Annotated in this window: 12 protein-coding genes; 10 read left to right on the plus strand and 2 right to left on the minus strand. The window is 70.3% G+C overall.

Annotated features, from left to right (window positions below):
• Positions 1 to 46: 46 nt before the first annotated feature.
• Genes ACIOVG_RS02605 through ACIOVG_RS02650 form a run of 10 tightly spaced genes read left to right on the plus strand, consistent with a single transcriptional unit; the run spans position 47 to position 10,643 of the window.
• Positions 47 to 2,074, plus strand: a complete 2,028-nt coding sequence (locus tag ACIOVG_RS02605) for a primary-amine oxidase (protein ID WP_400868754.1) — start codon at positions 47 to 49, stop codon at positions 2,072 to 2,074.
• Positions 2,075 to 2,111: 37 nt separating this feature from the next.
• Positions 2,112 to 3,722 carry an ABC transporter substrate-binding protein gene (locus ACIOVG_RS02610; protein WP_400868756.1) on the plus strand — a complete coding sequence of 537 codons (1,611 nt, stop codon included), beginning with the start codon at positions 2,112 to 2,114 and terminating at the stop codon, positions 3,720 to 3,722.
• A gap of 1 nt (position 3,723) precedes the next feature.
• Positions 3,724 to 4,689: an ABC transporter permease gene (locus ACIOVG_RS02615; protein ID WP_400868758.1), complete on the plus strand. Its 966-nt coding sequence runs from the start codon at positions 3,724 to 3,726 to the stop codon at positions 4,687 to 4,689.
• A complete protein-coding gene (locus ACIOVG_RS02620; RefSeq protein ID WP_400868760.1) occupies positions 4,686 to 5,570 on the plus strand; it encodes an ABC transporter permease in 885 nt (294 codons plus the stop codon). The genes ACIOVG_RS02615 and ACIOVG_RS02620 overlap by 4 nt, the downstream gene beginning before the upstream one ends.
• Positions 5,567 to 6,562, plus strand: coding sequence for an ABC transporter ATP-binding protein (locus ACIOVG_RS02625; RefSeq protein ID WP_400868762.1), 996 nt, complete (start codon positions 5,567 to 5,569; stop codon positions 6,560 to 6,562). The genes ACIOVG_RS02620 and ACIOVG_RS02625 overlap by 4 nt, the downstream gene beginning before the upstream one ends.
• Positions 6,559 to 7,344 carry an ATP-binding cassette domain-containing protein gene (locus ACIOVG_RS02630; RefSeq protein ID WP_400868764.1) on the plus strand — a complete coding sequence of 262 codons (786 nt, stop codon included), beginning with the start codon at positions 6,559 to 6,561 and terminating at the stop codon, positions 7,342 to 7,344. The genes ACIOVG_RS02625 and ACIOVG_RS02630 overlap by 4 nt, the downstream gene beginning before the upstream one ends.
• Entirely contained in the window at positions 7,341 to 8,360 is a 1,020-nt protein-coding gene (locus ACIOVG_RS02635) for a P1 family peptidase (protein WP_400868766.1), read from the plus strand. Before ACIOVG_RS02630 ends, ACIOVG_RS02635 begins: the two co-directional genes overlap by 4 nt.
• A 2-nt stretch (positions 8,361 to 8,362) precedes the next feature.
• Positions 8,363 to 9,007: an FMN-binding negative transcriptional regulator gene (locus ACIOVG_RS02640; RefSeq protein ID WP_400868768.1), complete on the plus strand. Its 645-nt coding sequence runs from the start codon at positions 8,363 to 8,365 to the stop codon at positions 9,005 to 9,007.
• A complete protein-coding gene (locus ACIOVG_RS02645; protein WP_400868770.1) occupies positions 9,004 to 10,104 on the plus strand; it encodes a C45 family autoproteolytic acyltransferase/hydolase in 1,101 nt (366 codons plus the stop codon). Before ACIOVG_RS02640 ends, ACIOVG_RS02645 begins: the two co-directional genes overlap by 4 nt.
• Entirely contained in the window at positions 10,101 to 10,643 is a 543-nt protein-coding gene (locus ACIOVG_RS02650; protein WP_400868772.1) for a hypothetical protein, read from the plus strand. The genes ACIOVG_RS02645 and ACIOVG_RS02650 overlap by 4 nt, the downstream gene beginning before the upstream one ends.
• A gap of 122 nt (positions 10,644 to 10,765) precedes the next feature.
• Here ACIOVG_RS02650 and purH read toward each other — a convergent pair whose 3' ends face one another.
• Both purH and purN read right to left on the minus strand, forming a co-directional pair.
• Positions 10,766 to 12,373, minus strand: coding sequence for a bifunctional phosphoribosylaminoimidazolecarboxamide formyltransferase/IMP cyclohydrolase (gene purH, locus ACIOVG_RS02655; protein ID WP_400868774.1), 1,608 nt, complete (start codon positions 12,371 to 12,373; stop codon positions 10,766 to 10,768).
• A 49-nt stretch (positions 12,374 to 12,422) separates the two neighbouring features.
• Positions 12,423 to 13,010, minus strand: a complete 588-nt coding sequence (gene purN / locus ACIOVG_RS02660) for a phosphoribosylglycinamide formyltransferase (RefSeq protein WP_400868776.1) — start codon at positions 13,008 to 13,010, stop codon at positions 12,423 to 12,425.

The raw sequence follows: 13,010 nt of genomic DNA on the forward strand, positions 1-13,010 counted from the left end.
GTTCCGGCACGCAGACGTTCCGGTACCGACTTCCGACGGAGACTCCATGAACTGCAGCTGTTCCACGTCCGACCACGTCCAGCACTCTCGCCGTCTCGGCGACGGATCCGGTGCGCCGTACGCCACGCTCTCCGCGGACGAGTTGCAGCGCGCCGCCGAGATCCTCCGGGCCAACGGCGCGCTCGACGACTCCCACCGCATCGCCTACATCGGACTCGACGAACCCGACCGCGCCGAGGTCATCGCCGGCCGCAGCGTCCCCCGCCGGGCGCGCGTGCAGCTCCTCGACGTCGACAGCGGACGCGCACGGGCGCTCTCGGTCGACCTCGGCAGTGGGACGCTCGCGAAGGACGTCGACATCGATCCCGATCGCGACGGACAGGTGCCGCTGCTGCAGGAGGAGCACGGGATCATCCGCGAGCTGATCGGTGCCGACGAGCGGTGGGCGACCGCCCTGTCCGCGCGAGGCATCGACGACCCGAGCACCGTCGCCCTGGCCGGTCTCTCCGCGGGCCGCTACCCGATCGAGGGCGAACGCGGTCGCCGACTGGCCCGCGTGCTCGGCCACCACCAGCCGACGCCGCAGACCATGCCGTGGGCGCATCCGATCGACGGCCTCGTCGCCTATGTCGACCTGGCGAGCCGCACCGTCGTCGACGTGATCGACACCGGCGTGATGCCGATCCCGCAGGAGACCGGCGACTACCACGTCCCCGGCACGTTCGGCCCCGAGCGCACGACGCAGAAGCCGATCGTGATCCAGCAGCCCGATGGCCCCAGCTTCTCGTTCGACGGCGATGTCATCTCGTGGGAGAAGTGGTCGCTGCGCATCGGCTACGACATGCGCGAGGGGCTCGTGCTGCACGGCATCGGCTTCGAGGACGACGGGCGCGTGCGCCCGATCGTGCACCGCGCCTCGATCGCCGAGATGCTGGTCCCCTACGGCGACCCCGGGCCTGTGCGCTTCTGGCAGAACTACTTCGACACCGGCGAGTACCTGCTCGGCCGCCTCGTGAACTCCCTCGAACTCGGCTGCGACTGCGTCGGCGACATCACGTATCTCGACGTGCCGATCGCCGATGCGCGGGGCGACGTGAAGGTGCTTCCGAACGCGATCTGCATCCACGAGGAGGATGCAGGGGTGCTGTGGAAGCACACCGAGCAGTTCACCGGCACGAGCGACGTCCGCCGCCAGCGACGGCTCGTCATCTCGTTCTTCGTCACGGTCGGCAACTACGACTACGGGTTCTACTGGTACCTCTACCTCGACGGCAAGATCGAGTTCGAGGCCAAGGCGACAGGGCTCGTGTTCACCGCAGCCTACGACGAACGCACCAGCCGGTTCGCCAGCGAGCTCGCACCGGGGCTGGCCGCTCCGTATCACCAGCACCTGTTCTGCGCACGGCTGGACATGGCGGTCGACGACGGGCCCGCCGTGATCGACGAGGTGGATGTCGGAGCTCTCCCGATCGACGACGACAACCTGCACGGCAGCGCGATCGGCTTCACGAAGACCCGTCTGCGCAGCGAGCAGGAGGGGCGGCGCCGGGCCAACGCGACCGTCGATCGGACGTGGCGCATCAGCAGCGCGACCGCGAAGAACCGCCTCGGCCGTCCGACCTCCTACGTGCTGACGCCGGAGGGCAAGCCGGTGCTCCTCGCGCAGCCCGAATCGGTGATCGCGTCCCGAGCCCGCTTCGCGACCTCCGACCTCTGGGTCACCGCATACGACCCCGAAGAGCGCTACCCCGCGGGCGACGTGGTCAACCAGAGCGCCCCGGAGCAGGGGCTGCCCGCCTTCGTGGCCGACGACGCCTCACTCGACGGCGCCGACCTGGTCCTCTGGCACACGTTCGGCCTCACGCACTTCCCCCGCACGGAGGACTGGCCGATCATGCCCGTCGACACCTGCGGCTTCACTCTGAAACCCCACGACTTCTTCGACCGGAACCCGACCCTCGACGTCCCGGCCTCCCCCACCGCATGCGCCTGTGCTCACGAGGACACCGGCGCTGCACGCACCGAGCACCACCTGCATCACCTCTCTGTCCGCCCGTCGTCGCACCACGGCTGATCCGCCGTCGTCCGACATCCCGAAGGGAAACACCGACATGCACTCTGCAGCTCGCGCGGGGGTGGCGTTCACCGCCGTCGCCGTCCTCGCCCTCACCGGATGCGCCGCCGGCGCCTCACCCGATACCGAACCCACCCAGGACGAGGTCGCCCCCGGCTTCCTCGCCGTGTCCGACGACGCCTTCGACGGCGGCGGCGACCTCGTCGTCCAGGTGGACTACGACACCGCCGAGGCCAGCGGCCTGGATCCGCAGGGAGCGGCGACTGCGCGCTCCTGGATGCTGGAGGGGCTCTCGTACGAGACGCTCACCACCATCGACGAGAACCTCGACGTCGCCCCTTCGCTCGCCACCTCGTGGGAGACGCCGAGCGACACCGAGTACGTCTTCACGCTCGCCGACGACGCCGTGTTCTCGAACGGACGCGCGATGACGGCGGACGACGTGGTCGGCAGCCTCCAGCGTCTCCTCGACACCCCGACGACCTGGACCGGCCAGCTCGGCCCCATCGCGTCGATCGAGGCGACCGGTGACCTCGAGGTCACCGTCACGCTCTCCGAGCCGTACGCCCCCTTCCTCGCTGCACTCGCCAACACACCGGCCGCCGTGCTGCCGATGGCCGAGATCGAATCGGGTGAGGTCGACATCACGACCGAGATGGTCGGCACGGGCCCGCTTGTGGCGACCGCGCACCGGCAGGACGAGGAGTGGACCTTCGAGCCGAACGAACACCACCCCGACGCCGCATCCCTCGGATTCTCGACGTTGACGATCGACATCGTCGGCGACGAAGCCACCAGGGCGGCAGCGCTCAGAGACGGCTCCGCGGACTTCGCGGTGCTCAACTCGATCGACTCCGCCGAACTCCTCGCGAATGCGAAGGACGTGACGGTCGTCGGCCAGCGCAATACCGACTTCCACTATCTGATGATCAACTCGCTCACCGGCGATGAGGCTCTGCAGGATCAGGACGTGCGGTTCGCGATCAACAGCGCGATCGACCGTAACGCGATCAACGAGCTGGCGTTCGGCGGCTCGACGGCCGCGACCGGCGTCACTCCGGCCGGACTCCCCGACGCCTGCGTCGCCACGGACCTTCCCTCCGCCGCACGCGACGTGGCGGCGGCGAAGGCCGTGATCGATGAGATCGGCGGTCTCGAACTGGACCTGGTCGTGTACACCGACGAGCCGGTGCTCGCCCAGATCGCGCAGGTCATGCAGCAGAACCTCGCCGAGATCGGCGTGACCGTCGAGATCCAGCAGGTCGACTACGCCACCTACTCCGCCGCCGTCTACGGCAGCCCTGCCGACTTCGACCTGGCGCTGAGCTGGTTCGCCGGCTATGCGGACCCGGCCATGGTCACGACGTGGTGGAACCCCGAGGTCGCCGGCTTCTCGGCCGTCTTCATGAAGGGCTCCGACGAGCTCGACGGACTCATCGCCGACGGATACTCGACCGCACCGGGCGCCGACCGCGCCGCGGTGTTCGAGAACCTGTGCGCCCTCGCCGACGAGCAGAGCGAGATGGTGCCGCTGGTGCTGCGCCCCTCCACCCTCGGATGGAACACCGCCTCGCTGTCCCCGACGCTGAGCAGCGACGAGGGCTACGGCAACTTCCTCCGGTACATCACGCAGTTCCGCGCCAGCTGACATGGCCGTCGCTCTGTGGTCGCTCCGGCGCATCGGCGCCGCACTGCTGACGCTGGTCGTCGTCTCGGTGTTGATCTTCACGTCCGTGCGCCTCATGCCGGGCGACTACATCGACCTCGTCCTGGGTCCGCTCGCCACCGAGGCGCAGCGGGCCCAGGCGGTGGCCGACTCCGGACTCGACGACCCGGTGGTCACCCAGTACTTCCACTGGCTGTTCGGCGTCCTCACCGGTGACCTCGGCTACTCGTTCGTCTCGAACGTGTCAGTGTCGGAGGAGTTCGCCGCCCGTCTCCCGGTCACGGCGACGATCGCTCTGCTCACCATCGTGGTGACCCTCCTGGTCGGAATCCCGCTCGGCTTCGTCGCCGCGCTCCGCTCAGAGGGGTCGGCCGGGGCGGTCGGACGTATCGTCAGCGCCCTCGGCATCAGCATCCCCGAGTTCCTGCTCGCCGGGGTGGTGGTCTTCACGGTCTCGACGCTCGGGCTCGGGGTCTCGGTCGGGCGGTTCGCGTCGTTCGCCGTCGACCCGGCCCGGTTCTTCGGCGCCCTCGTGCTCCCGGTGACGGTGCTCGCGGTCGGCTGCGTCGCCGTCGTCGCCCGCAACACGAGGGATGCGGTGATGAACGTGCTCGTGGAACCGCACGTGCAGGCGGCGGTGGCGCGTGGCGAGACGCCCTGGTTCATCGTGCGGCATCACGTGCTGCGCAACGCCGCCGCACCGATCCTCACGATCGTCGGCGCGCTGGTCGCCGTGCTGCTGGGCGGCACCGTGATCGTGGAGTTCGTGTTCGACATCCCCGGCATGGGGTCGTACCTGCAGACGGCGCTCGGCCGCCGCGACTACGCGATCGTGCAGAGCGCCGTGCTGCTCGCCGCGATCGTCTTCATCGTCGCGAGCCTGCTGGTCGACCTCATCGCCAACGCGCTGGATCCGCGCCTGCGCCTGACCGGAGGGAGCCGCCGATGAGCGTCGCACCCACAGCCACCTACCGCGTCCGCGCGGCGAGCCAGGCCACGCGCGGTGCCTGGCGTCGTAGCGACGCCGTGCTGCGCACCGCGATCATCGTGCTCGGCGTGATCGTGATCGTGACGGTGATCGCGGTGCTCACCGGCATCACCGGATCGACGAGCGCCACCGTCGGCGGGCGCCTCGAGGGCCCGTCCGCGCTCGCACCGATCGGCACCGACAACCTCGGCCGCTCGCTGCTGCCCCGACTGTTCCAGGGCACGGCGACGACCCTGGTGGTCTCGATCGTCGCCGTCGTGTGCTCCGCCGTCGTCAGCACCCTGCTCGGCATGTTGGCCGGCTACTACGGCGGCGCGGCGAACGAGGTGATCATGCGCGTCGCCGACGTGCTCTACGCGTTCCCCGCTCTGGTGCTGGCGATCCTCGTCTCCGCGCTGCTGGGACCGGGACGCCCCGCGGCGATCATCAGCATCGTCGTGATCACGATCCCCCTCATGACCAGGGTCGTGCGCATCGCCACCCGCGGGGTGGCCGAGCGCGACTTCATCATCTCCGCCCGCATCAGCGGCGTGCGCACCCCGGTGATCTTCGCCCGCCGCCTGCTACCGAACATCTCGGGCACCATCGCCGTGCAGGCGAGCTACGCGCTCTCCGTCGCGATCCTGGTCGAGGGCGGGCTGAGCTTCCTCGGCTTCGGGGTGCAGGTGCCGGAAGCCTCTCTCGGGCTCCTCATCCAGCAGGGGATGCTCTACATGACCCAGGCCCCGCAGCTCGTCATCATCCCCGGCGTCGTGCTGGTGATCTCGATCCTGTGCATCAACATCATCGGCGACGGCCTCCGCGACCGATTCGAACCGCGAGAGACGAGGTCCCTCCGATGACCGCCGTGCACATCAGCGACCTGGCCCTGGACTTCTCCGGCGCCACCACGGTCCGCGCCCTCGACGGGGTGGATCTCGACGTCGCCGACGGCAGCTCCGTCGCGATCGTCGGGGAGTCCGGTTCCGGGAAGTCCACGCTCGCCGCGGTCATCGGACGACTGCAGCCGCGTTCGGCGCGCATCGTCCGCGGCGCGCTCGACGTCGACGGCATCGACGTGCTCGGCCTCGATGACGATGCGCTCCGTGCGTACCGCCGCGATACCCTCGCCTACATCGCGCAGGACCCGATCGGCTCGCTCGACCCGACGATGCGCATCGGCGCCCAGCTGAAGCTCGTGCTCCGCGCCGTCGGCGACGACGGGTCTCCCCGCCGCCAGGTGGAGCTGCTCGAGTCGATGCTGATCACCGATCCCGCCCGTGTCGTGCGCCTGTTCCCGCATCAGATCTCCGGAGGCATGGCGCAGCGCGTCGCGATCGCCATGGCGATGTGCCGGCGCCCGAAGCTCCTCATCGCCGACGAGCCCACGGCGGCGCTCGACAGCCAGGTGCGCGAGGAGGTCATGCGGCTGCTGTTCGCGCAGGCCCGCGAACAGGGCACCACGATCCTCTGGCTCAGCCACGACCTCCCCGCCGTCGCGCGCTGGTGCGACGAGGTCGCTGTCATGTATGCCGGGCGCGTCGTGGAGCGCGGCCCTGCGTCCGCCGTGCTCGGCAGCCCCGTGCACCCGTACGCACGAGCACTCGCGGCGACCGATCCGTCGCGGGCGAAGCGTGGCGAGCGGCTGTCGAGCATTCCGGGATCGCCGCCGGTGCTGCACGGCGAATCGGAGGGATGCGCCTTCGCCGCGCGCTGCGCCCACCGCATCGACGCGTGCGAGGTCGTGCGGCCCGAACCCCTCGGCCCGCGCCACAGCCTCTGCATCCGTGCGGCGGAGTTCGTCGACGCCGATCAGCGCGCGGGGCTGCGCCCCGGAGAGGAGGTGTCCGCATGAGCACCGCGCCCTCCGCGTCGACCGCGGCACCCACCATCGAGCTCGACGACGTCAGCGTCGCCTTCACGTCCGGCATCGGCGCGCACCGACGCGAGGTCAGGGCCATGTCGCACGTGTCGTTCGCGGTCGCCCCCGGCGAGACCCTCGGCCTGGTCGGCGAGTCCGGATCGGGCAAGACCACGACCGGCTCCGTCGTGCTCGGGCTGCAGCGCCCCGACTCCGGCGCGGTGCGGTTCCAGGGCGCTCCGCTCGCGCGCAGCCTGCGGTCCCGCGCCGGCCGGATGCAGGCGGTGCTGCAGCATCCCCGATGGGCGCTCGACCCCCGCTCGACCGTGCTGTCGTCGGTGTTGGAGCCGCTGCTCGTGCACGAGCGACGCAGCTCGGCCGCAGACGAGCGCGCCGTGTCGATGCTCGAGCGGGTCGGACTGCCGGCGTCGTTCGCCGCTCGTCGCCCGCACCAGCTCTCCGGAGGGCAGCTCCAGCGCGTGAGCGTGGCCCGCGCCCTCGTCACGCATCCGGCGTTCATCGTGTTCGACGAGGCCGTCAGCGCGCTCGACGTCTCGGTGCAGGCGCAGATCCTCAACCTCATCCAGGATCTGCAGGCCGAACACGGCTTCGCGGCCCTGTTCATCTCCCACGATCTCGCCGCCGTGCGCTACATCTCCCATCACCTGGCGGTGATGCGCGCCGGCGAGATCGTCGAGCACGCCCCCGCCGAGGTGTTCTACGACCTGCCCAGCCATCCCTATTCGCGTCAACTGTTCCAGGAGCTCTCATCGTGACCGACATCCACCGTCTCGCCCCCGTCCTCCCCGCCGGTCCCCGTCGCTCCAACGGCGACTACGCCCTCACCCCCGTGCACGGCACGGACCGCGGACAGGTCGAGTACGACTTCCCCGGTGTGCTCCTGGGCACCGCCGAGTACGCCGAGGGTCCGACCGGGGCGACGGTGCTGTCGATCCCCGCCGGGGCCAGGACCTTCACCGACCGCCGCGGTGGCGCGGTGGGGGCGAGCGGGCTCTACGGCTACAACCACGCGATCTGCCTCGCCGGCGGATCCGTGTACGGGCTCTCCGCCGTCGCCGGTGTCTCCGAGGCGCTGTTCGAACGAGCGGAGCACCGCTCCGGGTTCGATCAGCTCCAGCTCGTCTCCGGCGCGATCATCTACGACTACTCGGTGCGCGACAACTCGGTCTTTCCCGACACCGCGCTCGGCAAGGCCGCACTGCAGGCCGCGCGCGAGGGCGTCATCGAGGTCGGACGCGTGGGCGGCGGGGCTTCGGCGTCGTCCGGAAAGGTGGACCCGGCGCGCGTCGAGTTCACGGGGCAGGGCGCCGCGTTCCGCCAGGTGGGCGATGTCAAGGTGCTCGTGGTCACGGTGCTCAACCCCTACGGCGTGATCCTCGACCGCGCGGGCAGGATCATCCGCGGCAACTTCGACGCGACCACCGGCGAGCGCCGCCATCCCGCGCTCGACTACGAAGAGGCGATCGGGGAGTCGCGGCTGGTCGACTCGATGTCGGGCAACACCACGATCACCGCCGTGATCACCAATGTGCAGCTGTCCGACGTCGAGCTGAAGCAGTTCGGTCTGCAGGTGCACAGCTCCATGCACCGCGGCATCCAGCCGTTCCACACCCCGCTCGACGGCGACACCCTGTTCGCCCTCACGACCGATGAGGTCGCGCTGCCCGAGGATCCTGGTACCTCGCGCGGCAGGCTGTCACTGAACTCCACCGCGGTGGCCACCCTCGCCGGTGAGACCGCGTGGGACGCCATCCTCTGCGCGGCGGGCTGATCATGTACGAATTCGAGAAGTACCTCGCCCCCTCGCAGCACGAGGTGAACGAACTCGTGCGGCGCCATCCGTTCGCCCTCATCGTCTCGAGCGGCGGCGGAGCGGAGGGCGCGCCCACTGTCACGCACACGCCCGTCATCATCGAACGGATGGCGCCGGACGGCGGCTTCGTCGGCGGCGAGCTGCTCGGTCACATCGCGCGCAAGAACCCGCAGTGGCAGCAGATCGCGGACGGCGACTCCGTGCTCCTGGTGTTCTCGGGGCCTCATGACTACGTCTCCCCCACCACATACGCCGACGACCCGAACGTGCCCACCTGGGACTACGCGGCTGTGCATCTCACGGCCAGGGTCACGGTGCTCGAGGATGCCGCCGACGGGATGCACGTCGTGACGCGCACGGTCGAGGAGCTCGAATCGCTCGAACCGACGGCCTGGGATATGACGAGCTCGCTGCCCACGTTCGAGCGGATCGTCGGAGGCATCGTGTCGTTCCGGTTCGAGATCATCGAGCAGCGCGCGGTGTTCAAGGTCAGCCAGGACAAGCCGCGCGAGGTGCGGCAGCGGGTGGCCGCCGCCTCGCGCGCCAGAGGATGCCCCTACGGAGACGTCGCCGAGCTGGTCGAACGCGTCGGAGGCGACGAATGATCGTGCACGAGTGGTTCTCGGATGCGGATGCTCCGCACGACGAGGGCGTCCGGTTCGGCACACAGTGGTCGCCCCAGCTGCGCGGCGCACGGGACTCGTACCTGCGGCTGTTCGCGCAGTCCGGCGTGAGCGCCGACAGCGCCAGGGCGGTCGCGGACGACTGCCGCGCGGCCACCGAGTCCGCTGCGCCCGAGATCGCCGCGGAGTTCGCCGGTATCGCCGAAGGGAGCGGGTTGCCGCTCACCGATGTGCATCTGCTCACGGCGCGCACCGAGATCCTCGCGCGGATGACTCCGTCGATGGAGTGCTCGACCGTCGTGCACGTGCCCGACGATGCGACGCCGCCCCGCACGCTGCAGACCTGGGACTGGCACGAGACGCTCTCGAACGAGACCGTGGTGCGACGACTGCGGTCGGCGTCCGGGGCGCGTGTCGTGACGTTCTGCGAGTTCGGCCAACCCGCCAAGATCGGTGTGAACGACCGCGGCATCGGTGTGCACTTCAACATCCTGCATCACCGGTCGGACGGGTCGCAGCCCGGGGTGCCGGTACACGTGCTCGCCCGGATGATCCTCGACCGCGCCGGCACGCTCGCTGAGGCCGTCGAACTGGCCCGCTCCGTCCCCCTCGCCGCGTCGAGCGTGCTCACGGTCGCGGCGTTCGACGGCCGGACGCCCTCGGCTGCTGCCGTGGAGGTCTCCCCGGCCGGAGTCGCGGTGCTCCCCGCCCCGCGCGGACAGACCCTGGCGCACACGAACCACTTCCTCGATGCCGAGCTCGCCGCGGGCGAGTACTCGCCGTACGAGACCACGAGCGTGCCCCGCTACCAGTGTCTGACCGACGCGGCCGACCTCGCCGCCATCGTCGACGATCGGGAGCGGGCACTCGCGTTCGGGGCGATCCCCGATGCGCCGATCTCGGTGCGCGCGCGGGCCGACCAGCCGGAGCACCTGCGCTGGGAGACGAAGCTCACGGTCGCGCTGGACGTCGAAGCGGGAGCGATCGCGTTCGCGGCTGCCGCGCCGGCCGATGTGTCCGCCGCCGCCTGGCGCCGGGTGTCGGTGCGTGACGACGCGCCGACCGCGTCGTCACGATGAGCGACCTCCTGCACGTCTTCGCCCTGGCGGCGGCGCTGGTCGGTGCGGGATCGCTCGCGCTCATGCGACGAGGTGTCGGTCATCCCGAGATCGCCGCCGCTGCGCTCATGGTCATCGGCATGGCCGATGCGATGACGCTCGCACTGCTGCCGCCGATCGTGTGGTTCGCCGTGATGCTCCCCGCCGCCCTCGCTCTCGCCGCACGCTGCCGGTCCCCGCGCGCGAGCGGGGCGAGGGCGGGGTCGGCCGCGCTGACCGGTCATCTCGCCCTCGGGCTCGTCTCCACGGCCGCGCTGATCCTCCTCATGACGACGATGGCGCCGGACGCCGTGCCTGCGCCGGACGCCGTTCCCCCGCCGGACGCACACGGGCACGGCGGGGGCGCGATGATGCCGCAGCTGATGGCCGGCGCATTCGGCCTGGGCGCCGTCCTCCTGGGTGCGATCGCGCTGCGCAGGGAACGCTCCTGGGCGCACCGGCTGCACCACGCCACCATGGCGGCATCCACGGTGGCGATGTCGGCGATCGTGATCCTCTGAGCCGTCGGTCTCGGCACCGGAGAACGCCGAAACCCCCTCGTGCAGACGTCTGCACGAGGGGGTTTCGATGATGGTGATGGGTCTCGATGGGGCGAGGAAGCCGCCGCCCCCGAGACACCGGCTCAGTGGAAGAAGTGGCGCTCTCCGGTGAAGAACATCGTGACGCCGGCCTTGCGGGCGGCATCGACGACCTCCTCGTCGCGCACCGATCCACCGGGCTGCACGATCGCCGTGACACCGGCGTCGATCAGCACCTGGGCGCCGTCGGCGAACGGGAAGAACGCATCGGACGCCGCGACCGAACCGGCCGCCCGCTCCCCTGCGCGCTCGACCGCGAGGCGGCACGAGTCGACGCGGTTGACCTGGCCCATGCCGACACCGACCGTGGCGTTGTCCTTGGCGAGCACGATCGCGTTCGACTTCACCGCGCGGCACGCCTTCCACGCGAAGATGAGGTTCTCCATCTCCTCGTCGCTCGGGCGCTCACCGGACACGAGCTCCCAGTTCTTCGCAACCGAGACGATGTCGTCGGGGAAGCGGTCGGCGTCCTGCAACAGCAGTCCGCCGGAGACGAGGCGCACGTCCATGCGCTCCTGCTGCCAGTCTTCCGGCAGCTGCAGCAGACGCAGGTTCTTCTTCGCCTTGAACACCTCGAGCGCTGCCGGCTCGAACGACGGGGCGACGATGACCTCGGTGAAGATGTCCTTGAGGTTCTCCGCCATCTTGAGCGTGACGGTGCCGTTCGCAGCGATCACTCCGCCGTACGCCGAGACCGGGTCGCACTCGTGTGCGCGCAGGTGCGCGCTGGCGATCGGGTCGAGAGCGTTCGGAGCCGTGGTCGCGATGCCGCAGGGGTTGGCGTGCTTGATGATCGCCACAGCGGGCTTGATCATGTCGTAGGCGGCGCGCAGGGCGGCGTCGGCATCGACGTAGTTGTTGTACGACATCTCCTTGCCCTGCAGCTGCGTGGCCTGAGCGATGCCGTGACCGCCGGAGCGGGTGTAGATCGCGCCGCGCTGGTGCGAGTTCTCGCCGTAGCGGAGGGTGGCGAGGCGCTCGGCCTGGATCGTGAGGTGCGCGGGCAGGTCGCCCTCGGCGTTCAGCGTGCCCTCGGCGAACCAGGAGGCGACGGCCGTGTCGTACGCCGCGGTGTGCGCGAAGGCGCGGGCGGCGAGCTCGCGGCGCTGCGACAGCGACGTGCCGCCTTCCGCGATCGCGGCGACGACGGCGGGATACGACTGCGGCGACACGACGATCGCGACGTTCGCATGGTTCTTCGCGGCGGCGCGCACCATGGCGGGACCGCCGATGTCGATCTGCTCGACCACGTCGTCGCCGGCCGCACCGGAGGCGACGGTCTCGACGAACGGGTACAGGTTGACCACGACGAGGTCGAAGGGCGTGATCTCGAGCTCGTCGAGCTGGCGCTCGTGGTCCTCCAGGCGCAGGTCGGCCAGCAGACCGCCGTGGATCTTCGGGTGCAGCGTCTTCACCCGCCCGTCGAGCATCTCGGCGACGCCGGTGACCGCGGCGACGTCGGTGACCTCGAATCCTGCCTCGCGGATCGTGGCGGCCGTGGAGCCGGTCGAGACGATCTCGGCTCCGACCTCGGCGAGTGCGGCGGCGAGCGTCAGCAGACCGCTCTTGTCGCTGACCGAGATGAGCGCGCGCCGGATCGGCACCGTATCGCGATCGCGGTAGAGCGAGGGGTCGTGGCGGGGGCCGGCCATGATGGGCTCCTTCGTGCGTGAGGGACGTGCGTCGGTGGGAGGAGGGAGGTCAGGAAGCGGAGGTCAGCGCGATCTCGCCGGTGGCGATGCCGCGGACCACGTCGATCAGGAGCCGTCGTTCGACCGGCTTGATGCGCTCGTGCAGAGTGTGCTCGGTGTCACCGGAGAGGATCGGCACCCGCTCCTGCGCCAGGATCGGGCCGGTGTCGACGCCGTCGTCGACGACGATCACGCTCGCCCCCGTCTGGGTGACCCCGGCCGCGAGCGCATCGCGCACGCCGTGCGCACCGGGGAACTCCGGGAGGAACGCCGGATGCGTGTTGATCAGGGCCGGCGAGAACTCCGCCACCAGTGCCGACGGCAGCAGCCGCATGAGGCCGGAGAGCACGACCAGATCGGGAGTCCAGACGCGCAGCTGTCGGGCGAGCTCCTCGCCCCAGGCCTCACGGCTGTCGTGCTCGTGCCACGGCACAGTGAAGCTGGGGATGCCGAACTCTTCGGCATGGGCCAGGCCGTCGGCTTCGCGGTCGGCGCCGACGACGACCACCCGAGCAGGGAAGTCGGGATGACGAGCGGCCTCGAGGAGGGCGCGAAGATTCGAGCCGGTGCCCGAGATGAGAACGGCGACCGTGAGCAC

Origin of the sequence: Microbacterium sp. NPDC087591 (assembly GCF_044743625.1) — a bacterium.
In the GTDB taxonomy this organism is placed as follows: Bacteria; Actinomycetota; Actinomycetes; order Actinomycetales; family Microbacteriaceae; genus Microbacterium.